The organism is Sporosarcina sp. HYO08 (assembly GCF_001563475.1).
In the GTDB taxonomy this organism is placed as follows: domain Bacteria; phylum Bacillota; class Bacilli; order Bacillales_A; family Planococcaceae; genus Sporosarcina.
Genome location: NZ_LPUT01000028.1, coordinates 228,003 through 251,695, shown reverse-complemented (window position 1 = coordinate 251,695; position 23,693 = coordinate 228,003). Strand labels below are relative to the sequence as shown.

23 protein-coding genes are annotated in these 23,693 nt (G+C 42.6%); 3 read left to right on the top strand and 20 right to left on the bottom strand.

Features of this window, described 5'->3' with window-relative positions:
• The first annotated feature begins 55 nt into the window (after positions 1-55).
• The gene (locus AU377_RS12610; RefSeq protein ID WP_067408118.1) at positions 56-895 is read left to right on the top strand and encodes a carbonic anhydrase; all 840 of its coding nucleotides are present in this window, start codon (positions 56-58) and stop codon (positions 893-895) included.
• A gap of 77 nt (positions 896-972) precedes the next feature.
• Here AU377_RS12610 and recG read toward each other — a convergent pair whose 3' ends face one another.
• From recG to AU377_RS12585, 5 genes are all read right to left on the bottom strand, one after another.
• A complete protein-coding gene (gene recG / locus AU377_RS12605) occupies positions 973-3,039 on the bottom strand; it encodes an ATP-dependent DNA helicase RecG (protein ID WP_253724487.1) in 2,067 nt (688 codons plus the stop codon).
• Complete coding sequence (sdaAA, locus tag AU377_RS12600; protein WP_067408116.1) at positions 3,002-3,907, bottom strand: L-serine ammonia-lyase, iron-sulfur-dependent, subunit alpha; 906 nt, start codon at positions 3,905-3,907, stop codon at positions 3,002-3,004. The genes recG and sdaAA overlap by 38 nt, the downstream gene beginning before the upstream one ends.
• 12 nt (positions 3,908-3,919) lie before the next feature.
• Positions 3,920-4,582, bottom strand: a complete 663-nt coding sequence (sdaAB, locus tag AU377_RS12595) for an L-serine ammonia-lyase, iron-sulfur-dependent subunit beta (protein WP_067408115.1) — start codon at positions 4,580-4,582, stop codon at positions 3,920-3,922.
• Between the two features lie 172 nt (positions 4,583-4,754).
• The gene (locus AU377_RS12590) at positions 4,755-6,416 is read right to left on the bottom strand and encodes a DAK2 domain-containing protein (protein WP_067408114.1); all 1,662 of its coding nucleotides are present in this window, start codon (positions 6,414-6,416) and stop codon (positions 4,755-4,757) included.
• Between the two features lie 19 nt (positions 6,417-6,435).
• Positions 6,436-6,798: an Asp23/Gls24 family envelope stress response protein gene (locus tag AU377_RS12585; RefSeq protein WP_067408113.1), complete on the bottom strand. Its 363-nt coding sequence runs from the start codon at positions 6,796-6,798 to the stop codon at positions 6,436-6,438.
• A gap of 218 nt (positions 6,799-7,016) precedes the next feature.
• Here AU377_RS12585 and rpmB point away from each other — a divergent pair, with 218 nt between their 5' ends.
• Positions 7,017-7,205: a 50S ribosomal protein L28 gene (rpmB, locus tag AU377_RS12580; RefSeq protein WP_060209036.1), complete on the top strand. Its 189-nt coding sequence runs from the start codon at positions 7,017-7,019 to the stop codon at positions 7,203-7,205.
• Positions 7,206-7,236: 31 nt separating this feature from the next.
• On the opposite strand, the gene spoVM is transcribed toward rpmB, so the two are convergent.
• The 13 genes from spoVM to gmk all read right to left on the bottom strand — a co-directional run bounded on the left by spoVM (position 7,237) and on the right by gmk (position 19,808).
• The gene (gene spoVM / locus AU377_RS15370; RefSeq protein ID WP_082732055.1) at positions 7,237-7,428 is read right to left on the bottom strand and encodes a stage V sporulation protein SpoVM; all 192 of its coding nucleotides are present in this window, start codon (positions 7,426-7,428) and stop codon (positions 7,237-7,239) included.
• The gene (locus AU377_RS12575) at positions 7,398-8,051 is read right to left on the bottom strand and encodes a thiamine diphosphokinase (protein WP_067408112.1); all 654 of its coding nucleotides are present in this window, start codon (positions 8,049-8,051) and stop codon (positions 7,398-7,400) included. The genes spoVM and AU377_RS12575 overlap by 31 nt, the downstream gene beginning before the upstream one ends.
• On the bottom strand, positions 8,048-8,716 hold the full coding sequence (rpe, locus tag AU377_RS12570) for a ribulose-phosphate 3-epimerase (protein WP_067408111.1): 669 nt from the start codon (positions 8,714-8,716) through the stop codon (positions 8,048-8,050). Before rpe ends, AU377_RS12575 begins: the two co-directional genes overlap by 4 nt.
• The gene (gene rsgA / locus AU377_RS12565) at positions 8,709-9,602 is read right to left on the bottom strand and encodes a ribosome small subunit-dependent GTPase A (protein WP_067408110.1); all 894 of its coding nucleotides are present in this window, start codon (positions 9,600-9,602) and stop codon (positions 8,709-8,711) included. The genes rpe and rsgA overlap by 8 nt, the downstream gene beginning before the upstream one ends.
• A 39-nt stretch (positions 9,603-9,641) precedes the next feature.
• Positions 9,642-11,642: a Stk1 family PASTA domain-containing Ser/Thr kinase gene (gene pknB, locus AU377_RS12560; protein WP_067408109.1), complete on the bottom strand. Its 2,001-nt coding sequence runs from the start codon at positions 11,640-11,642 to the stop codon at positions 9,642-9,644.
• Positions 11,639-12,397, bottom strand: a complete 759-nt coding sequence (locus tag AU377_RS12555; RefSeq protein WP_067408108.1) for a Stp1/IreP family PP2C-type Ser/Thr phosphatase — start codon at positions 12,395-12,397, stop codon at positions 11,639-11,641. The genes pknB and AU377_RS12555 overlap by 4 nt, the downstream gene beginning before the upstream one ends.
• A 32-nt stretch (positions 12,398-12,429) precedes the next feature.
• Complete coding sequence (gene rsmB, locus AU377_RS12550) at positions 12,430-13,788, bottom strand: 16S rRNA (cytosine(967)-C(5))-methyltransferase RsmB (protein WP_067408107.1); 1,359 nt, start codon at positions 13,786-13,788, stop codon at positions 12,430-12,432.
• Positions 13,781-14,725 (bottom strand): methionyl-tRNA formyltransferase, encoded by a 945-nt coding sequence (fmt, locus tag AU377_RS12545; RefSeq protein ID WP_067408106.1) that lies wholly within the window; start codon positions 14,723-14,725, stop codon positions 13,781-13,783. The genes rsmB and fmt overlap by 8 nt, the downstream gene beginning before the upstream one ends.
• Positions 14,722-15,240 (bottom strand): peptide deformylase, encoded by a 519-nt coding sequence (gene def, locus AU377_RS12540; protein ID WP_067408105.1) that lies wholly within the window; start codon positions 15,238-15,240, stop codon positions 14,722-14,724. The genes fmt and def overlap by 4 nt, the downstream gene beginning before the upstream one ends.
• 28 nt (positions 15,241-15,268) lie before the next feature.
• Positions 15,269-17,680, bottom strand: coding sequence for a primosomal protein N' (gene priA, locus AU377_RS12535; RefSeq protein ID WP_067408104.1), 2,412 nt, complete (start codon positions 17,678-17,680; stop codon positions 15,269-15,271).
• A complete protein-coding gene (coaBC, locus tag AU377_RS12530; RefSeq protein WP_067408103.1) occupies positions 17,670-18,884 on the bottom strand; it encodes a bifunctional phosphopantothenoylcysteine decarboxylase/phosphopantothenate--cysteine ligase CoaBC in 1,215 nt (404 codons plus the stop codon). Before coaBC ends, priA begins: the two co-directional genes overlap by 11 nt.
• Before the next feature lie 77 nt (positions 18,885-18,961).
• Positions 18,962-19,186 carry a DNA-directed RNA polymerase subunit omega gene (gene rpoZ, locus AU377_RS12525; protein ID WP_067408102.1) on the bottom strand — a complete coding sequence of 75 codons (225 nt, stop codon included), beginning with the start codon at positions 19,184-19,186 and terminating at the stop codon, positions 18,962-18,964.
• A gap of 4 nt (positions 19,187-19,190) precedes the next feature.
• On the bottom strand, positions 19,191-19,808 hold the full coding sequence (gene gmk, locus AU377_RS12520) for a guanylate kinase (protein WP_067408101.1): 618 nt from the start codon (positions 19,806-19,808) through the stop codon (positions 19,191-19,193).
• A gap of 99 nt (positions 19,809-19,907) precedes the next feature.
• Between gmk and AU377_RS12515 the strand changes: the two genes are divergently transcribed.
• Positions 19,908-21,599: an NFACT family protein gene (locus AU377_RS12515; RefSeq protein WP_067408100.1), complete on the top strand. Its 1,692-nt coding sequence runs from the start codon at positions 19,908-19,910 to the stop codon at positions 21,597-21,599.
• A 60-nt stretch (positions 21,600-21,659) separates the two neighbouring features.
• Here AU377_RS12515 and AU377_RS12510 read toward each other — a convergent pair whose 3' ends face one another.
• Together AU377_RS12510 and AU377_RS12505 are read right to left on the bottom strand one after the other, a co-directional pair.
• Positions 21,660-23,150 (bottom strand): peptide MFS transporter, encoded by a 1,491-nt coding sequence (locus AU377_RS12510; protein WP_067408099.1) that lies wholly within the window; start codon positions 23,148-23,150, stop codon positions 21,660-21,662.
• A gap of 265 nt (positions 23,151-23,415) precedes the next feature.
• Positions 23,416-23,631: a hypothetical protein gene (locus tag AU377_RS12505; RefSeq protein ID WP_067408098.1), complete on the bottom strand. Its 216-nt coding sequence runs from the start codon at positions 23,629-23,631 to the stop codon at positions 23,416-23,418.
• Positions 23,632-23,693 lie beyond the last annotated feature (62 nt).

The window sequence follows — 23,693 nt, the reverse complement described above, 5'->3', positions numbered from 1 at the left end:
GTAGTATATTCCATGTGCAATCGTACAGAACAAACAGGAAGGGGATTTGCAAAATATGAAAAAGAAAATTGGCTATCCATTTTTAGCCCTATCATTAAGCATTTTACTGGGGGCTTGTTCACAACAGACTTCGGAAACAACAGAAGAAAAAGTAGAAGTTAGTCTCACGGAAGAAAGCGAAAAAGCAGCGTCAACTATTACACCTGCACTGGAGTGGTCTTACGGTGAAGAAACGGGACCTGAACATTGGGGCGTATTGGATTCCGAATACTCCGCCTGTGTGAAAGGAAATGAACAATCTCCGATCAATATCGAATTTGCCCAAGTGAAAACGGGTGAAAAACTAGATAATGTCGAGATTCAATATAGTCCAACAAACTTTTCAATTGCTCATAACGGACATGCCATCCAGGCTAACCCTAAGACATCAAGCAACACTATTGTAGTCGAAGGAAAAGAATTTACGCTTGCCCAATTCCACTTCCATACACCAAGTGAGCACCAATTCAATGGTCAGAACTTGGATATGGAACTACATCTTGTACACCAAGATGCGGAGGGCAATCTGGCCGTCCTTGGTTTAATGATACAAGATGGAAAAGAAAACGAAGCATTGGCATCAGTTTGGGGTGTATTACCAGAAAGTGAAACAGAAAAAGATGTTGATATGAACGAACCGATCGATTTGCAAGCTTTACTCCCTGCAAATCAAACATCTTTCCATTATAACGGTTCCTTAACAACACCGCCTTGTGCAGAAGAAGTAAAATGGATTGTTTTCGAAGAGCCGATTGAAATGTCAACAGAACAAATTCAAGCCTATCAGCAAATTTTCCCTGATAACCATCGTCCTGTTCAACCTTTAAATGAACGCGAAATCATTGGAGTAAATTAAACAAGACACCATTCCTGACGCAGGGGATCTTTCAAAGAAAAAACTAAAAAACGGTAGTGACACCCGTCACTACCGCCTTAATCTAATCTCTCTATACTCATAGCCCCAGACGCTTCAAGCTCTTTTCGCAACTGTGCATATTCATGCCCTGTCCAAAATTCATCAGATGCTAGTAATCTTTCCGCATCGTTTCGAGCCGTCGCAAGTGCCCGGTAATCATGAACAGGATCAGCCATTTTAAATTCTGGCAAACCGCTTTGTTTCTTCCCAAAAAAGTCGCCGGCACCTCTTAGCTCCAAGTCTTTTTCAGCTAACACGAAGCCATCGTCCGTTTCCGTCATCGATTGCATACGCTCTTTTCCATCTTCTGATTTCGGATCAGCCAACAGTATACAGTATGATTGTTCGGCTCCACGGCCTACTCGCCCTCTTAATTGATGAAGCTGCGCGAGTCCGAAACGTGTGGCATCGTAAATAAGCATAAATGTCGCATTCGGTACGTTGACACCGACTTCAACAACAGTTGTCGAAACAAGCACTGCGGTTTCACCTTCACTGAACTCTCGCATAATTGCATCTTTCTCATCGCTTGGCAGCCGCCCATGCATGAGTCCGACTTTAAATCTGCCCTGAAAATACGTGGACAGCTGTGAATGAACATCGACCGCATTTTGGACGTCCAGTTTATCAGATTCTTCGATTAACGGACAAATGACATACGCTTGTCGTCCTGCCACAAGCTCTTTCTCCATCCGGCGTAGCACTGGATGAAGAGACTCTTCTTTTAACCAATACGTTTCGATTTTCTTTCGCCCCGCCGGCAATTCATCCAAAATGGAAACATCCATTTCACCAAACGCTGTGATTGCCAGCGTTCTTGGAATAGGCGTTGCTGTCATAAAGAGTACGTCTGGATTCATCCCTTTATCTCGCAAGACGCGCCGTTGCTCCACCCCGAAGCGGTGCTGCTCGTCTGTGATCATTAAGCCGGCATTATGAAATACGACGTCCGGCTGAATTAACGCATGTGTCCCGACAATTAAATCAATATCGCCAGACGCCAATCGTTCTAAAATACTTTTCCTTGCCTTGCCCTTTGTAGACCCCGCTAAAAATGCAACCGTCACCCCATGCGGTTCCAGCCAGTCGGCAAGTGTCGCGGCATGCTGTTCGGCAAGAATTTCTGTTGGTGCCATGAGCGCGCCTTGGAAGTCCGCAGTAATCGCAGCATAAAGCGCAATGGCTGCGACGACTGTTTTCCCGGAGCCTACATCTCCTTGCAGCAATCGGTTCATCCGCGCTGGACTTTTTAATTCGCTACATAATTCATTGACGACTCGTTTTTGCGCATTTGTTAAATCAAAAGGAAGTGACATGATAAATGCCTTTACTTTGTCCAAATCATACGCAATGGCGATCCCTTCGCTTGCATCTTTCCGCGCTTTTTTCATCCCTAGCATTTTCAGTTGAAATAACAGTAATTCCTCATACACAAATCTTCTCCGTGCATGCTTGACATCTTCAGGCTTTGTCGGAAAATGAACCATTTCCAGTGCATCACCTATTGCAGGAAGTTTATACTGCTCCCGCATATCTGCTGGAAGTGTTTCTATATGCTGATCGGCAACCATATCTAATGCGTTTCGCATAATGCGACGGAATGTTTTTTGTTGCATGACGCCTTTTAAACTATAAATCGGTTCAAAGTCGGCTTGTTCCGTTTTGGGTCCTTCTTTGAAGTTACTCACATTTATAACTTGTCGGCCACGATCCCATTTCCCCGTGATCGTCACAGTCATCCCAGGAGAGAGTCGATCTTTTAAATAATGCTGATTAAAAAAAACAGCTTTGACTAAATGCCTTCCGGCTAAAATACGAACCTGAAGGCGCGAGCGATTGCGTCCCATAAAAAGAACGGCAGGTTCGCTTTCGACTCTTCCTTCAATCGTCACCCGTTCGTTATGGGGCGTTTCGGCCAAATCTTTCAAACGGAAATCTTCATGGCGATAGGGAACCGTTAAGACTAAGTCTTGAATGGTTTCAATGCCAATCGATTCTAGCTTTTCACTTGCCGCTTTTCCAACACCTTTGATCGTTGTAATAGAATTAGTTAGTGCTGCCACTTCCGACTTTTTCCCTGCCAAAAATTTGCGCTTCTAACGCTTTTCCAGTCGGAGTTGCCGCCAAGCCGCCTTTCGCCGTTTCGCGCAATGCTGAAGGCATCGTTTGTCCAATTCGATGCATTGCCAGTATGACTTCATCTGTCGGAATACGGCTCACAACACCTGCAAGTGCCATATCCGCACCGACCAATGCTTTTGCGGCACCCATCGCATTCCGTTTCACGCACGGTACTTCTACGAGCCCTGCAACCGGGTCACAAACGAGGCCAAGCATATTTTTCATAACAATAGAGAATGCTTCCGCACTTTGCTGCGGAGTTCCGCCTGCCATTTCGACAATTGCTGCTGCCGCCATTGAAGCAGCCGATCCCGTTTCTGCTTGACAGCCGCCTGCTGCACCAGAAATCGAAGCATTATTCGCGACGACAAAGCCGAATGCGCCTGTCGTGAATAAGTAATTGACCATTTGCTCTCGCGTTGGATTTAATTTATTTTTCACGGCGAATAAAGTCCCCGGTACAATTCCCGCTGCACCCGCTGTCGGCGTTGCACAAATGAGCCCCATAGCCGCGTTTACTTCGTTTGTCGCAACCGCCTTACTTACTGCGTCCAAAATCAAGTCACCTGAAAGAGATTTCCCAGTCGCGATATAGTTTTGAAGGAGTACGGCATCGCCGCCCGTTAAACCAGAAGTAGAATGGACGCCTTGCAACCCTTTCTCAACCGCATCTTCCATGACATTCAAATTATTTTCCATTTGCGCAATGATTTCTTCTCGTGATCGCTTCGTCAGCAACACTTCTTGTTCAATCATAATTTCTGAAATTGGTTTATTTTGTGATTCAGCAAGCTCAACAAGCTCCTTCACAGTACCGAATAATACTTCCATTTATAGCCCTCCTTAGTCGGCAAGCGTTGACACTTGTGTCACATGAGGCAACGCTTCCAATTCTTGAATTAATGTATCGTCAATGACTTGATCAACTTCGATGACCATGAGCGCCATTTCACCTTTTGCTTTTCGATCTACTTCCATATGTGCGATATTCATTTGCTGTGCTGCAATTGCATTGGAAACGCTTGCAATCACTCCTGATCGGTCTTCGTGGACGACTAACAGTGCAGGATAATGCCCCGATAAGCGTAATGGGAAGCCATTCAGTTCTGTCACTTCCATCGTTCCTCCACCAATTGAAATGCCGACGAGTTCCATTTCATCTTTCTCATCACCAATGACGATGCGAGCTGTATTTGGATGCTCCATTTCTTCCTCTTCAGGAATAAACTCAAAAGTCATCCCAAGCTTTTCAGCATCTTCAAATGCCGTTTTAATACGTTCATCAAAAGTATCGTAATCAAGCAATCCTCCAATAATCGCTACATCTGTCCCATGCCCTTTATATGTTTCGGCAAATGAACCATATAAATAGATTTTTGCCCATTTTGGTTGTCTGCCATATAGTTTTCGGGCAACACGACCAATTCGTGCAGCGCCTGCTGTATGTGATGATGATGGACCGATCATAACGGGTCCGATGATTTCAAAAACGGATCTATATTTCAATGAAAATACCCCCTTTAGAAGCTATATCCATTTTCATTTTACAGGAATTTGGTCATAAAGACAAAATTGTTTTTTATACTTTGAATAATATCTTCGTAAAATTCGCAAAATGTCCCTCCAAATTAGTGAAAATTAAAAACGGTGCCCCGATCAATAGGGACACCGTTATGAATTATTCAACAGAGATAATATATGGATATAATGGTTGCTTGCCATTATATAGCTCAACTTCCATTTCTTCATACCGTTCTTCAATATAAACTGCAATTGTTGTTGCTTCTTCTTCAGTGACACCTTCACCGTAAATAATCGTCACGATTTCGTCGTCCTCATCAACTAGATTTGCAAGTAAATCTTTTGCTGTTTTCTCTAGTGACGGATTGGACACAACAATTTTACTTCCTGCAATGCCCATATAATCGTCTTTTTTAATAGTAACATCATCAATTGCCGTATCGCGAACCGCCGTCGTAATTTGGCCTGTTTTCACTTGGGAAGCTGCGAACTTCATCGACTCAGCATTTTTCTCAACAGCCGCTTCCGGATTGAAAGCTAAAATTGCTGCCAAACCTTCTGGTACAGACTTCGTTGGCACAACGGCTGCCTCAATACCAATGACTTCAGCTGCCTGCTCTGCTGCCATCACAATATTTTTATTGTTTGGTAAAATAATTACTCGCTCAGCACCAATCGCTTGGATCGCTTCTACAATATCTTCTGTAGACGGGTTCATCGTTTGACCACCCTCAATTACGTACGAAGCGCCCATGTTTTTCAACAATTTTGCAATGCCTGTCCCCATTGCAACCGTTACGATCGCATATGGAACTTTTTCTTGAACCATCATTTTTTGAGCGGAATGTTTTTCACCGACGATTTCGAGATGTTGTTCGCGCATATTTTCGATTTTGATTTTGATCAGCGAACCAAATTTTTGGCCGTAATTAAGTGCATCGCCAGGCTCTTCTGTATGAATATGCACTTTTGCAACTTCATCGTCTGAAATGACAAGCAAAGAATCACCAAATTCACTTAGTTGTTGACGGAATTCCGCTTCAACATATGGATTTTTTGTTATTTTCTCCGCTTCAAATTTCACCATGAATTCCGTGCAATAACCATATACAATATCTTCTGTATTCATGAAATCTTGCGCATGGCGATGATGTTCCGCATTGACGAGATCGCCCATTGATTGTGTCATCACACGCTCCGGCAATTCTTCGCCTTTTAGGCATGCCAAAAAGCCCTCGTATACATAAACGAGTCCTTGTCCACCACTATCAACGACGCCAACTTCCTTTAATACCGGCAACAAATCCGGTGTGCGTGCAAGTGAAGCTTTTGCTTCCCCTACAACCGCTTCCATTACTTCAATAACATCTTCTGTCGAAGCAGCTTTTTGAACAGCAACTTTGGCAGCATCTTTTGCGACGGTTAAAATCGTTCCTTCGACGGGTTTCATGACTGCTTGATAAGCCGTTTCAACTCCGTATTGGAGACCCGCAGCAAGCGTCACGCTAGTCATAGTTGCTTCCTGTTCAACAGCTTTTCCAAATCCACGGAACAGTTGGGATAAAATAACTCCCGAATTTCCACGAGCCCCCATTAACAAACCCTTTGATAATGCTTGGGCAGTTTGTCCAAGATGTGTTACTGCGTGTGCTTCCGTTTCCTTCGCACCAGACGTCATGGACAAATTCATATTTGTCCCTGTGTCTCCATCCGGAACAGGAAATACATTTAAAGAATCGACATAATCCGCGTTTTGAAAAAGATGATGAGCCCCCATCTTAATCATTTCCGCAAATTTCAAACCATCTATATACTTCATAGAAAGTATTTTCTCCCTTCTACAGGTTCGTCACACGGACTCCCTGGACAAAAATATTAATTGATTGTACAGTCATGCCGACCATCTTTTGCAAAGTATATTTTACTTTCGATTGGACTTGATAAGCAACCTCAGAAATTTTCACGCCATAACTGACGATAATATGAAGATCTATATGCATTTCTTCCCCGATCGTCCGCACGATCACGCCGCGAGCAAAGTTTTCTTTACGAAGAATTTCAGTCAGACCATCACGAATTTGATGTCTAGACGCCATTCCGACGATTCCATAACATTCAACCGCCGCTTCTCCGACGATCCGGGCGATCACGTCATTTGTGAGTTCAATTCCACCAAATTTGTTCTTCACTTCGATTGACATATTTTGTGCCCCCCTGCTTTGTTTTCGCTCCACCTATTGTACTATATTGGCGATGTGAATAAAAGAAAGGTCAATTTACTTTATGCACGTGTAAAGGAATTCACCTTGAAAGAGATGATAAAAAGGGTTGCAAGCTCGTATGACCTGTGATACATTATTATGGTATGCAAAAAGGAATTGTATCGCTAAAATCATCAATTCGCAAGGAGGTACTATAGATGGCTAAAGAATGTGTTATTACTGGACGCAAAGCTCGCACAGGCAACGCGCGTTCACACGCAATGAACGCCAACAGACGTACATGGGGTGCGAACCTTCAAAAAGTCCGTATTCTTGTAAATGGTAAACCTAAACGTGTTTGGGTTTCTGCTAGAGCGCTTAAATCAGGTAAAGTTCAACGCGTATAATCAACGAAAATAAAACGCCTTGCTGAATGGATCAGCTAGGCGTTTTTTCTTTCTTCCTTTTTTTGTTTCGATTACTGGCAGTGGCCGTTTTTGAATTATTATCTTTTTGAAAGGCAAACAAACACTTCCGTACAAAGCCGCTTACGAACTTTGGCATCGTAAATGTGTAAACGCGCAATTCCCCCGCTCCTTTCAGGAATCTGTACTTCTTACCATTAAGCATATGCCATCACGGAATGAGATAGTACAGACTTCAGCAACTGGTTCATTGCTTGTGAACATAGTGACACCCGTTTCAAGCGTTGCGTCAACCGTTTCATATTTAAATCCGGTCAATGTAAAACCTTTTACACTGGCTCCGAAAGGGTAAAACGAAATGTAAGGAAAACGGGCAACCGGTGAAATCCGACGAACCCCCGGCGTTAAGAGAGAAATTGTATTTGTCTGATTGCCAATCAAAAATTGAACGGCAGGATTCGCAATTTGATATCGATAAAGCAGATGAAGAGCCGATTGGAAATGATCCAATCGCCCTCCAGTAACGCCTGTTAAGACAACCTGTTCCGGTTCATAAGCTAGTGCCCGTCCTACGGCAAGCTCAATATCCGTTTCATCTTTCTCTGCACGATATCGGTCGACCTTTTGCACATTTTTTGCGATCATTTCGTAGTCTTCCGCTGAAATGGAGTCGAAATCACCCACTGCTTCTGTCGGCGTGATGCCGCGCTGTAATAAGTAAAGAGTTCCGCGATCAGCGCCGATAAACACCGTTTCTTTCTCTTCCCAAGTGCTGAAATCTATGATTTCAGACTCAGGTCCTCCCCCGCAAATAATGACTGATTTCATGGACGTATTGCCCCAATACCAGCCGCTTTAATTCGCTGCAGCGCTTCCGCACGGTCTGGCTCATTAAAGACAGCCGATCCTGCAACGAGAATGGTAGCCCCCGCTTCTACGCATGGAACGATCGTTTCTTCATTGACACCACCGTCAATTTCAATTTCAATCGGTAAATTCTTTTCTCGGATAATAGAAGATAATTGCTCCACCTTTGGAAGTACCGTATGAATGAACTTTTGTCCGCCGAATCCTGGATTAACCGTCATAAACAGTACCATATCCACTTCTTCCAATACGTGCAAAATCGTTTCAACAGGCGTATGTGGATTCAGTACAACACCCGATTTCACGCCGTATGACCGAATAAGCTGAAGCGTTCGATGCAAATGTCTGCATGCTTCCACATGCACCGTAATATAGTCAGCACCCGCTTTTGCAAATGCTGGGATATATGCATCTGGATTTTCAATCATTAAATGAACATCTAGCGGTAATGTTGTAACAGGGCGCAGTGCTTCCACGACGATTGGCCCCATCGTAATATTTGGAACGAAATGGCCATCCATAACATCGATATGGATGAGCTCCGCTCCCGCTGCTTCTACTTCTTTCACTTCTTCAGCAAGCTTTGAAAAATCTGCTGCTAAAATAGATGGTGCAATTTTAATCATTTCTATCATACCTCGGCTTTCGGTCAGTAATTTCTTGCATAAATTGAACATAATGATCGTAGCGGTGCTGCGGGATTTCTCCAGTTTCTACTTTCTCTTTCACCGCACACTTCGGCTCTTTCAAATGCAGGCAACCCCTAAATTTACAATACGGTGCCACCTCCGCCATATCTACAAAATAATGTGGCAGCTCTTCTTTTTCGATATGCTCAAAATCAAGGGAACTAAAACCCGGCGTGTCGGCAATGAGTCCACCGGCAACTTCCAGCAATTCCACATGCCTTGTCGTATGTCTGCCGCGCCCAAGTGCTTCTGAAATGGCTCCCGTTTTGAGATCTAAGATCGGTAATAGCGTATTCAGCAACGTTGATTTTCCAACACCCGATTGACCAGCTAACACGGTTGTTTTTCCTGCTACATAAGGTTGCAGGATTTGAGAAAGTCTTTCATCATCTATAAACGTTTGAAGCACTGTATAGCCCATACTTTCATAGTAAGAAGCATGCTCAACTATTTGTTTCAGTTCATCATCATTCGCTAAATCTTTTTTTGTCAAACAAATGACCGGTTCGATTCCAAAAGATTCGATAACGACGATGAACCGATCCAATAAATGGGTACTAAAATCAGGTTCAACCATCGAAAAAACTAACAATGCTTGATCCACATTGGCGATAGGCGGACGTACTAATTCATTTTTCCGCTTATGGACTTTTGTAATCGTTGCGTCATTTTCGCCGTCTCGCTCATAATCAACAAAATCTCCAACAAGGGGGCTAATGCCGCGGTTTCTAAAAACACCGCGGCCTTTGCATTGGATCAGTTCGCCGTCTTTTTCTACATAGTAAAAACCACTAATGGCCTTTCTAATTTGTCCTTCCAGCATCTTCAGCTCCTTTTTCTATTAGCACCTCACATGATTACTTTACTCGTCATCGTACGAGAATGTCTTCTCCTCGATCACCTCGTCGTCACGTTTCACTTGATAGGCGCCGCTCTGACCTTCTTCCAACTCGATCTGTATTTGTCTCTTCGTCGTTTCAGTAATCGTAAATTCCACAAACACATCTTTTATAGAATGTTTGCGATCTTGGATATAAATCCGAACCGTTTGCGGCGGCTTCGGTTGTTCAGTTTCGGTTCCAGTTTCAGCTTCATCTTCTTCGGTATCTGGTTGATTAGTTACTTCAGGTTCATACGGAATTATAATTGTACGAACGTGAAGTTTCACTGGTTTTTTAGGTGGACCTTTAGAAAAAATAACATCCACTAAAGAGCCTTTTTGCAGCGATGCGCCTTTTTCCGGCTGTTGGGAAATTACATGTCCTTCCTGAACGGTGGAAGAATGTTCTGATCCCGCATCTCTAATCGTAAACCCAGATGATTTTTCGTATTCCTTCAACTGATTTCGATCTAGTCCCCTTAAATCTCCAAGGGTGCGCATATCTTTTCCTTTACTAATCGTAAAAGCAATAACCGTTTCACTTGGAACCACTTCTTCACCGGGGGCTGGATCTTGCTTTAAAATTGTACCTGGATCTTCATCCGAAAATTCTTCAATCGGTTCATCAATTGAAAGAAAGTCATAGCCAGCAAGCAAATTGGCCACTTGTGTAAAGTCTCGTCCAACGTAGTCAGACATTGGAATCTTTTCTTTCCCCGTACTAATATAAAGGGTAATCGGTGTTCCAACATCTCTTTCCTTCCCAGCTTCTGGTACAGTTCGAATAACGTTCCCCGCTTCAATCTCTTCCGATGGCTGTTCGATGCTTCTCTCGATCACAAATCCTTCTTCAACTAGCGCATCAGACGCCTCCACTTCATTCATATTGCTAACATCGGGAATAATCGCCTGTTTTGGACGAAGTATTCCAGGGATGAATAGCAAGGCGGCAAGTAATGCGATGATCCCGATTGAAACACCTAGAAAAATCGGCCATTTTTTACGTTTCTTTTTTACAGGCTCAGCAGGTGTTGCCGGTTGAATCGGCTCCATTTTCTTTGTTACTTCATGGTCTTCTTCCCGAACGGCTTTTTCTTTAATGATTGGGATTACGCGCGTTTGATCGTCATCATAAGGAATGCCAAATTTTTCTTCCTGTGCTCGTTCCGGCTCAAGTACAGTGAGTAAATCTTCGTACATCTCATCGGCAGAGCGGTATCGATGGAGAGCATCTTTCGCTGTTGCTTTTAAAATAACGTTTTCCACACTTTGTGGAATTGACGGAAACTTTTCACGTATAGAAGGTGTTTCCTCTTGTAAATGTTTTAACGCGATGGCAACCGCAGTCTCCGCAGAAAATGGCAATTCTCCAGATAATAATTCATAAAAAACAATCCCTAATGAATAAATATCAGATTTTTTCGTCGCCATCCCGCCGCGCGCTTGTTCTGGTGATAAATAATGAACGGTACCTATGACAGAGTTTGTTTTTGTGTGGGAAGTTGCACTTAAAGCCATTGCAATCCCAAAATCCGTAATTTTCACATTTCCTTCCGCATCCATTAAGATGTTTTGCGGTTTAACATCCCGATGTACAATTCCATTGTGATGTGCGTTTGCAATCGCAGAGACAAGTTGGCGCATGATCGGTAATGCTTGTTCCGGCGACAATGGGCCATGTTCTAAAATATATTTCTTCAATGTCTGTCCTTCTACATATTCCATCACAAGATAATGAAGCTCTCCATCTTCCCCGACATCAAAAATGTTGACGATATTCGGATGTGTCAGGCTTGTTGCGGATAAAGCTTCTCTTAAAAACCTTCTTTTTAGTTCTTCCTCATTCGCGAATTCATAATTGAGCACTTTAATGGCAACATCGCGATCTAAAATGACGTCATGCGCTAAATATACTTTTGACATGCCGCCGTCTCCAATACTATGAAGCACCTCATAGCGCCCGCCAATTCTTCTTCCGATCATGGTTGCTTCACCTCCATGTCGTCTGGCCCAATCAAGATGACGGAAATATTATCTTCGCCACCCATCTTATTTGCCATTTGGACGAGCTGAACGACTTTTTCACGCAAAGTACCATCGGCGTGAATAATTTTGTGGATCGTTTGTTCATCTAATTTATTGCTTAATCCATCTGTGCAAAGAAGTAAAAAGGTATCTTCTGTTAGGTCAACCTCATACAAATCAGGGTCAATTCTTCTTTCCGAACCGACCGCTTTCATAATCCAGTTGCGCTGTGGGTGATTCGCTGCCTGCTCTTCCGTAATTTCTCCATTTTCCAAAAGGACATTGACATATGAATGATCTTTTGTGATTTGCTTAACATCTTTTTGGTTCAATTGATACACACGGCTGTCTCCGGCATGGACAATTTGACAGTCGCTGCCGCGGATCAATACGGCATCCAACGTCGTTCCCATTCCTTTGTATTGCTCGTCTGCCGATGCTTTATTAAAAAGGTATCGATTGACGTAAAAAACAGATTCTAAAAGCCATTCCTTCCAGTCTTCGTCTGTCTTTAACTGATCAAGTTGGATATTCATGAACTGCTCACCCATTAGACGAATCGTCATTCTGCTTGCATAATCACCTCCGCGATGGCCACCCATCCCATCGGCAATAACCGCAAGCAGTGTCCCATCAGGCAATGTATAGACGGCAGCTCCATCTTCGTTGACTGTTCTTTTTCTTCCTATATCTGTCAGAACTTCAAATCGCAACGTCTATCCCCTCTTTTCACTTACATTCCGGCTTAATGGGTTGCTTTTTTTCGTAAAGCTGCAACAAAAAAACCGTCACTTCCAAAATGTTGCGGCAGCACTTGTAGAAAATCATCTTCCATCGAAAGCTTCTCGTTCTCAATCAGATGTGGCAATGGAATTTTTTCCATATCGGAATGACGTTTTAAAAACTGTTCGACCATCCCTTTGTTTTCAGACACTTCCACCGTACAAGTGCTATAAATAATAATGCCGTCTGGTTTAATCAGCTGCTTAGCTGTTTCAAGAAGGGCCATTTGAATAGCAGCCAAGCTTTCCAAATCCGACTCGTTCTTATTGTATTTAATTTCCGGCTTTCGACGGATGACGCCAAGACCGCTGCAAGGGGCATCTAACAAAATCCGATCAAAGGTTTCAGGTCTGTATTGTTCAAGAAGGTCTCGGCTATCACCTGCATGGACTTCTATAGACTGTAAACCTAGACGTTCTGCATTGGACGTAATGAGCTTTAATTTATGAGGATGAAGGTCATGTGCATACACTTTCCCTTCATCGCCCATCGTCTCGGCAATATGTGTTGTTTTACCGCCAGGTGCAGCACACATATCCAGCACTTTCATGCCAGGCTTTGCATCTAAAGCAATCGCTGGCAGCATCGAGCTTTCATCTTGAATCGTTAGATAACCTTTTTCGTAAAGATCCGTCTTTGCTGGGTTCCCGTTCAATGAAAGAATACATTCCGGAACAACTTTTCCGCGGATCGCTTCAATCCCATCTGATTCAAGTAACGCAATCGCTTCTTCCGGCGTTGTTTTTGTTTGATTGACCCGAAGTGACATGGCTGGGGGATGATTGTTTTCGTGCGCCATTGCCCTTGCTTCGTCAGCCCCATATTGTTCCGTCCATCTTTTAATAAGCCACTCGGGATGGCTTGTTTCAATCGCAGTCTTTTGAATGCCTTCCGGAAGATCGTCTAAAGAACGAGTTCCATTTCGTAAAATGGCCCGCAATATGCCATTGACTGTAGGCGCAATTCGCTTATGCCCGCGTCTTTTCGCAATTTCAACCGCTTCGTGAACAACTGCATGCGGAGGAATTTTAGATAAGTAGACGATTTGATAAACGGATAATCTTAAAAGTTCCCGCACCCACTGATCTAATTTCCCTCGAACGTATGGCTCCAAATAATAGTCTAACGTCATACGATGCTGCAGCGTTCCATAAGTTAACTCGGTCAGTAACCCGCGATCCTTCTCCTCAATACGATACGTCTCGATTGTTCGATGAAGAAGCAAGTTGCTGTATGCTTGGCTTTGTTCTATTTCCATTAAAATAGACAGCGCCGCATCCCGAACATTGCCATTCCAAATCTTTTTGTTTCGTTTACTCATCAAAACGGTCTCCTTCATTCCACTTGGAACCAACGCCATTGATAAATATAGCTGCTTCCATCCGTTTTTTGCCGGCCGGTTGAAGATCAGTAATACCGATTGCGATATCGTCACCTGCCTTGACAATGATTCGATCCTTTTCGATTCCAATAATCGTACCTGGTTCTGCCTTTACAGTCGTTGGTACCTTTTCAGCCCACCATATTTTGACGTTCTGCCCTTGAAATACAGTATAAGCAACTGGCCACGGATGGAGACCACGGATTTGGTTGTAAACCTTCTCTCCCCCATTCATCCAGTCAATGCGCTCTTGTTCACGCGAGATATTGCGCGCGAATGTCACTTGTGATTCATCTTGCCCTATACGTTGATTCGTTCCAGCTATAATGGATGGAAGCGTTTCCTTCAATAATACCGTACCTGCTTTGGATAGTGTTTCAAACATCATGCCCGTATGATCTGTTTCCCCGATTGGAACAGTTACTTGTGATATCATATCTCCGGCATCTAATTTTTCTACCATATACATAATCGTGACACCCGTTTCTTTTTCGCCGTCCATAATCGCTTGATGGATCGGTGCACCTCCGCGGTATTTTGGCAATAAAGACGCATGTACATTAATGCATCCCAGCCTTGGTGCTTCGAGTAGCTCTTTTGGCAACAGCTGACCAAATGCTGCTGTCACAATTAGATCTGGCTGTAATGCGATGATTTCTTCTAGTTCACCAGAACCTTTTAATTTTTCAGGCTGTATGACATCAATTCCTAATCGGAGCGCCTCTTCTTTGACAGGCGGCGGCGTCAACACACGCTTACGTCCAACCGGCCGGTCTGGCTGCGTCACAACCGCAGCCACTGAATACCCCTCATCATGTAACATCGTTAAAACAGGCACTGAAAATTCAGGCGTTCCCATGAAGACTATTTTCGTCATAATTCTTCACCTTCCTTATCGATTGCTTCCGCTTCATCGTCCGCTTCTTCAAATTCCGAAGGATCGACAACGCGAATGATTTTTGAGTCGAATAGAACACCATTCAAATGATCGATTTCATGCAAAATCGCTCTTGCCTCATAATCTTCCGCTTCTAACTCATATAAAGAGCCGTCCCGTTCTTGCGCCTCGATCCGTACAAAAAATGGTCGCTCCACTTCTCCGTAAAGCCCCGGAAAGCTAAGACAGCCTTCCACCTCGATTTCCGAACCGCCAATTGCCGTGACAACGGGATTAACCATCTCAATGACATCTTGGCCTTCCCCTAAGTCTACAATCGCAACACGAACGTCTTCATTCACTTGGGGCGCTGCAAGTCCGATGCCATCTGCCGCAACCATCGTGTCATACATATCATCTAGTAACTTTGCAAGTTTGTTATCAAACTTTACGACCTCTTTACATTTCTTCGTTAAAATTGGTGCAGGATGTTTCACAATTTCTAAAATAGCCATTAAAAAAATTCCTCTTTTCTTCTGTCAATCAATAAATTGATGCCGGTTCAACATCTACCGTCATAAGCAGACCAGATTTGATCCAGTCCGTCCGATAATATTTAATCAGCTGTTGTAATGTTGAGATCAGCTTTGGTTCATTTTTGTATTTTATCAAACATTGGTAGCGATATCTATTGTTCATGCGGCCAATCGCTGCTGCTGTCGGACCGATAATAATCGTTTCTGGAGATAAATTCTCCCTTAAAAACTGGACACCTTTTGCCGCATAATCGGCCACTTTTAGTAAATCCTCATGTGTAAATTGAATGAGTGTTACAAAATAAAATGGCGGGTAGCCAAATCGCTTTCGCTGCATCATTTCAAGTTGGTAAAACGGTTCATATCGCTGTTCTTTCGACAGTTCAATTGCGTAATGTTCAGGCGTATATGTTTGAATATACACTTCTCCGGGCAATTCATGCCGGCCTGCCCGCCCGCTTACTTGTGTCATTAATTGAAACGTTTTTTCCGCGGCTCGAAAATCCGCTAAGTGAAGCGTCGTATCCGCTGCTAACACCCCAACAAGTGTAATATTCGGAAAGTCCAAGCCTTTTGCGATCATTTGCGTCCCTAGTAAAATATCTGCTTTCCCTTCACTAAATTCCTTTAGCAAACGTTCATGCGATCCTTTTTGCCTCGTTGTATCTACGTCCATTCGAAGGACACGCGCTTCGGGAAATAGCTTAGAAACTTCTTCCTGCACTTTTTGTGTCCCTGTTCCAAAAAAACGAATATGCTCGCTTTCACATTCCGGACAAGCGACCGGTACACGCTCTTCATGGCCACAATAATGACATTTTAATCGCTCATTTGCCCGGTGATAGGTAAGGGAAATATCACAATTTGGACATTGAACGGCAGTGCCGCAATCTCGACAAAGCACAAAGGAGGAAAATCCCCGTTTATTTAAAAACAAAACAATTTGCTCTCGCTTTTGTAGACGAACCCGTATCGCATCCGCAAGCTCAACTGAAAACATGGACCGATTACCGGTTTTGAGTTCTTCGCGCATGTCTACGACCGTAACGGATGGCAATTGTTGTTCTTTTGCACGGTGGGTTAGCGTTAAAAGCGTGTAGACATTTTTCGTTGCACGTGCATACGATTCAAGCGATGGTGTTGCACTGCCTAAAATAACTGGACAACGATAAAATTCCGCACGTTTGATCGCGACGTCTCTTGCATGGTATCTTGGCGTGTCTTCCTGTTTGTAAGTGGCTTCATGCTCTTCATCAAGAATTATGATACCGATGTTTTCGAATGGCGCAAATATAGCTGACCTTGCACCGACAACAACTTTCACTTCACCGCGGCTTATTTTTCGCCATTCATCATATTTCTCTCCGGAAGAAAGACCACTATGAAGCACTGCGACTTGGGATCCGAATCGTTCCTTGAAACGAGACGTCATCTGCGGTGTCAATGAAATTTCCGGGACGAGGACGATCGCTTCTTTTCCTTGTGCTAAGACGTGTTTAATAGCCCGCAAGTAAACTTCTGTCTTACCGCTGCCTGTCACACCATGCAAAAGAAACGTTTCTGGACGATGCTCCTCTGCACTCGCAATGATTTTTTCTAATGCAACTCGTTGTTCAGTCGTTAACTCAACCGGTATTGCCGTATCTTGAAGGCTGGGGGCATCCGGTTCACGATAAACTTCCGTTAACTCCTCGCGCCCTCCCTCTTTTTCAAGCACTGCTTTCAAGACTGCTGGACTAATGCTAGATTGTTCAAGCAGTTGTTTTCGAGGTATGGTTTGTCCCGTATATCCCTTCATCCATTCCAAAAGTTCAATTTGTTTTTTAGCATTGGGATGAATCGATGCAAGCAACTGATCTAATACATGCCGATCTGCAATATGAATAACAGGTTCTTTTTTTATGGCGGTTTGCTGCCCTACCTTCGTATCAATCGTTACAATGCCTTGTGTCTCGTACTGTTTTAACAGGTTTAATAAACTGGAGGAATTCGCTTCTTTTAATGGGACTCGCTTTCGACCCGTAAAGAATTGCAAGACTTGTTCATGTTCAATTTCTTCAGGCCGCTCGATGATGACATACTTCTCATATGTTGCCCGCATGGCAGCTGGCAGCATCACTTGTAAAGCATCGATTTCATAGGATAAGGTTTGTGTACTAAGCCAACGAGACAATTGAAGCAATTCTTCAGAAATTACTGGTTTCAGATCGACCAGCTCATCAATCGGCTTCAGTTTCTTTTCATCTAGCTCGCTTTCTTCTTTTAAGCTTGTCACATATCCGAGTACTTTCCTCGGTCCGAATGGCACTTTCACCCGAACGCCTTTATGGATGACCTGTACAAACCGTTCCGGAACAACATAGTCAAAAGGCCGATCGATCGGATAAGCCGCCACATCTACGATTACTTCAGCGATCATCTAAATGTTCACTTTCCTCTTCCAGGATCGTCTCTAATAATACTTTGGCCAATATTTTTTTAGGCATCGCAGAAAATGATTGATGCATACCGCGCCTTGATAATAATGTCACCACATTTGTATCTTTACCAAAACCTGCGTCTGGATCCGTCACATCATTGACAACGATAAAGTCTAGATTCTTACTTTCAAGTTTTCCGATTCCATAGTCGACAGCATCTTGAGTTTCAGCAGCAAACCCCACGAGCAACTGGTGTCTCTTCATTTTTCCAATTGTTTTCAAAATATCTGTTGTTCGCTCCATTTCGATGACTGCATCCCCAACTTGCTTTTTCATCTTTTGATCATGAATATTCTTTGGACGATAGTCCGCGACAGCTGCCGATTTGATCACGATGGAAGCACTGTCAAAATGGTTCGTCACGGCCTCAAACATTTCAGCCGCACTTTCCACATTGACAACTGTCACACCAGAGGGCTTTTCAAGTTCAACAGGACCTGAAATGAGAATGGTTTCCGCGCCAAGTGCTGCAGCAGCTTCTGCCATGGCATAGCCCATTTTGCCACTAGAAAAATTGGATACATATCGAACCGGATCGATTCGTTCCCGTGTAGGACCTGCCGTTACGATCACTTTTTTTCCAGTAAGCGGAAGTGTTTTAGATTGCGTAAATTTCTCCCTAACAAGATCTACAATCTTTTCGGGCTCTTCTAATCGGCCTTTTCCAACATATCCACATGCTAAAAAACCTTCTGATGGTTCGATGAATCGATAACCATCTCCATGCAATGTTGAAATATTGCGAATGACTGCCTTATTTTCATACATATGTACATTCATAGCGGGCGCAATCCATACTTCCGCAGTTGTCGCGAGCAATGTTGTCGTCGCCATATCATCCGCAATTCCATTTGCCAGCTTGCCAATCACATTTGCCGTTGCAGGCGCAACAATGACAAGATCCGCCCAATCCGCAAGATCAATATGCGAAATAACAGTGGAATCTTTTTCATCAAACGTATCAAAATAAACGTCATTCCGCGACATGACTTGAAACGAAAGCGGCGTCACAAATTTCATCGCTGACTCCGTCATCATTACTTTGACATGAGCACCTGCTTGCGTTAACTTGCTAACGAGTGCAACCGCCTTATAAACAGCGATGCCGCCGGTCACACACAAGAGTATTTTTTTGTCTAACATTCCAATCCGCACCCTTCCTATAAAATGACAAACTCCCAAAGAACATCACATTTCTAAGGGAGTATCGTCTATACTATTTAAATTTCGTCTTCGTAAATGACTGATTCGTCCCTGTGCTGTTTAGAGAGGACACCCGCTGCAACTTCTTCAAGCGCTTTTCCTACAGATTTTTTTGATGTGTACGAATCTAGAAGTGTTTTTCCTTCTTCTTGCATTTCACGCGCTCGCTTCGCTGCAAGCGTTACGAGCGTATATTTTGAATCAATTTTGCTCTTTAATGAATCGACGGATGGATATAACATGCGATCATTCTCCTTCTAACATCTGTAAATAGCGTTTTTCTACTCGTTCCCTGCGACAATGCTCAGCTGTTACAATGGCATTGATCTTTTCACAGGCGTTTAAAACTTCATCGTTTTCAACGACATAATCATATAAATTCATCATTTCCAATTCTTCACGTGCTTTCCCAATGCGCGACGCAATAATTTCACGATCTTCAGTTCCTCGTCCGATCAGTCGTTCTTCTAGATCGCTTAAACTCGGCGGTGCCAGAAAGATAAACAAACCATCTGGAACTTTTTTTCGTACTTGCGCTGCACCAACGACTTCGATTTCAAGAAAAACGTCCCGGCCAGCATCCAGCGTTTCATTCACATAATCGAGCGGCGTTCCATAATAATTCCCAACGTACTCCGCATATTCAAGTAGCTTTTCTTCGGCAATCAATTTTTCAAATTCTTCTCTTGTCTTGAAGAAATAGTCGCTGCCATCGACTTCTCCTTCCCTAGGACTTCTTGTCGTCATTGAAATGGAATACTCATAATTCGTATTCGGTTGTGTAAAGAGCTCTTTTCGAACCGTTCCTTTTCCTACACCGGAAGGTCCTGACAAAACGATTAAAAGCCCGCGTTTTTTATACATATAATCCCTCTTCTTATTTAGACTAATCTTTTCGTATTATACCATATTTCTCTCTTTGAATGCTAAGATGGGTACAAACGAATTGAAAGAGGAATCAACATGGCATTTGATGGATTATTTACAAAAGCGATGGCAGCTGAACTGCAAATTTTGAAAAATGGTCGAATCTCCAAAATTCACCAGCCAAATACGCAGGAAGTCGTCTTCATCGTTCGCGCTGCCGGAAAAAATCATAGGCTGCTCTTTTCCATTCACTCTTCTTTTTCGCGTGTACAAATAACAGATGAGACAATTGTAAATCCATCTGAGCCGCCGATGTTTTGCATGGTTTTGCGCAAACATTTAGAGGGCGGCATGATCACAGCGATTGAGCAAATGGAAGCGGATCGAATTATTGTGTTCGACATCAAAGGAAAAGATGAAATCGGGGACGATATTAGCCGAAAACTGTACATGGAAATTATGGGAAGACATAGTAATTTGTTGCTCGTCGATCCAGATCGGGAAATGATTATTGATAGTATGAAACACTTACCGCCTTCCGTAAACAGCTATCGAACCATTTTACCTGGTCAGCCATTCATTCCGGCACCCCCTCAGGATAAAATCGATCCGTTTCACATTACGGAAGAGCAATTTCGTACACTTTGGCAGTCGTTTGAAAAGGCAAATGATATCGTGCGGACATTTTCTAGTTTTTCTCCTGTGAACGCAGCAGAGTTACTCAATCGGTTACGAAAGACAACTGAACAAGAAGTCTTTCAAGTGTTCAATACATTTCTCGCCTCCTTTCAGGGAACATATACAGTGCCGAACATTGCAGAAGCCGGCGGTAAAATGATCTTTTCCGCAACATCTTTGACGTATGCCGACAAAATGATCGCACAATATGAATCATTGGGCCAGTTGCTTGATAAAGTTTATTTTGGCCGAGCAGAAAGAGAGCGGGTAAAATCGCAGGCGGCTGACTTAGAGAGATGGCTTGACAATGAAATTGCCAAGTTACAGTTGAAAATGAAAAAATTATCAAAAGAAAAAAAGGCGGCTGAAAATCTAGACATGTTTCAATTGTACGGCGAGCTCATTACGGCAAATAGCTATGCCTTACAAAAAGGAATGACGGAAGCAACAGTTGCCAATTATTATGATGAAGGTAAACTGATTGCCATTCCACTTGATGCTAGAAAAACACCGATTGAAAATGCACAGCGCTATTATTCACGTTATGCCAAAGCTAAAAATGCATTGGTCATGATTGCCGAACAGCTTGAAAAAGCGAAAGAAGACATTGCTTATTTTGAAATGATTAAACAACAAGTAATGCAAGCTTCTCCAGAAGACATCGAAGAAATACGTGAAGAACTAGCAGAGCTTGGCTTCTTAAAGGCACGCAAGCTGAAAAAGAAAAGCAAACCGAAAAAGCCGATGCCAGAAACGTATGAATCATCTGCCGGCTTAAACATTTCTGTTGGGAAAAACAACAAGCAAAATGATTATTTAACTTTTAAATTGGCAGCAAGAGATCATATTTGGTTCCACACAAAAGATATCCCAGGTTCACATGTAGTGATTCATGACGAGAATCCCGACGAAGAAACAATTCGTGAGGCTGCCATTCTCTCTGCTTATTTTAGCAAAGCTCGCGAGTCTTCTTCCGTTCCTGTCGACTATACAGCCATTCGGCATGTGAAAAAGCCTAGCGGTTCAAAACCAGGTTTTGTCATTTACTTTGAACAAAAAACGATTTTTGTCACACCTGACGAAGATGTCGTTATGAAATTAAAGAAATAGTTTTATACAAAAAGCTCCCTTATCTAAATGTTGCATGGAGATAAGGGAGCTTTTCTTATATTATCTGACGCCTTTCATATAACCTTGAATCATTGGTGAAATGAGGAAAAGAATAATTCCTAGCAAAATAGCAAGTCCGCCAATTATTCCAAAATACATCATTTCTGTATCCACTGAGTAGAATTTTACAATTTGAGCGTTTAATGCTTGTGCCGCCGCATTCGATAAAAACCAAAGGCTCATCGTCTGTGAAGAAAACGCTGCAGGTGCAAGTTTTGTCGTCGCAGATAAGCCAACTGGTGATAAACATAATTCTCCGATCATCACTATTAAAATACTTAGCACTAACCATAAAGGATTTACAAGTGTTTCTGTACCGCCCAAATAGCCCGGTAATAGGATAACGATGAACGAAAGTCCTGCAAACAACAATGCTAATGAAAACTTTTGCGGAATTGACGGTTGGCGGTCTCCCAGTTTAACCCACAACCACGCAGCTACAGGTGCTAATAACACAATGAACAATGCCGGCAATGACTGGAACCAAGCCGGTGAAATATCGAAACCGAAATAATGAAGCTGCGTTCGCTTATCGGCATAAAGTGCGAGAATGGTAGAACCTTGTTCGGCAATTGCCCAGAACATGACAGATGCTAAAAATAATGGGATATAAGCAAGAACACGAGAGCGTTCCACTTCTGTCGTTTTAGGGCTTTTATACATCACAATAAAGTAAGCAGTAGGAATAAGAAATCCTAACACGCCGACAAATGCAACAAACGTAGCAATTGTCAAAAACCCATTCATACTTGCGATCACGGCAAAAACAGTAAGCACAACCGCCACAACAACAAAGGTTGTAAACGTTTTCTTTCTCTCGGCAGTTGTTAGTGGATTCGGTACTTGCATACCTGCAAGCCCTAGATTTTTCTTTTTCGTTAAAACAAAAACGACCAATCCTAAAAACATTCCAACTGCCGCAATTCCGAACCCTAAATGGAAACTCGTTTTCATAACTTCCCCGACAATTAACGGTGATAGAAATGCCCCTAGGTTAATACCCATATAGAAAATACTAAATCCTGCGTCAAGACGATTATCATTTTCGGGATAAATTTCCCCGACAATGCTGGAAACGTTAGGCTTTAACAAACCTGTACCGATGACGATGAGTGCCATGGACGTAAAGAACATCGTAAGATTTCCTGGAATGGCAAGCGCAATATGACCAAGCATAATAAGAACTCCACCGTAAAAGATTGCCCTAGACATTCCAAAAACGCGATCCGCAAGCCAGCCACCGATAATTCCAGACATGTAAACTAGCGCCCCATAAATAGACATAATGGAAAGTGCTGTTTTTTCATCGATGCCGAGACCGCCTTTAGATACTTCGTAATACATGTAAAAGACGAGAATAGCTCTCATTCCATAGTAAGAAAAACGCTCCCAAAACTCTGTGAAAAAAAGCGTCATCAGGCCTTTGGGATGTCCAAAAAATCCTTTCTGGGGAATACTATCTACTATTTGCTGTTTGCTCAATTTGGACATATGAACTCTCCTTATCAAATTCTTTGAAGACATTAAGCGCTTTCAAAAAAACACTTAAAAAATTTCTTAAAATATGATTTTTCTATAAAACTGTTTTCTGAGAATTGTTTTTAAACTCTTAATGTCATAATCTACATTATATTATTTGAAGAAAAATTCAAGTGTTTTTTTAATATGAATATTTGGTATTTTCAATAAACTATTAAGGAGATCTAAATGGCCTGTAAAATAGACTTTACAATAGTCTTTACAATAGTCTTTCCATTTATTTATTCTTATCCCGAAAGTATTCTGACAATTGAATGACACGCACATTTTTTGTGTTTAATTCATGATAAATTTTCCGGCTATCCCAAAAGGAAATCGTACGGTCCCTTTCATTTCGGATTAACTCCTCTGCTTCTTCAATAGACTCAAGATGGACAAATCTTCGAATATAATGTTGTTCATCAAAAAAATATGTAATTTTAAATTCCCTCATAAGAATCCTCCTTACCCATTTCGGTGTTATATTCTACAAATGATCACTCAATTCATTATCAC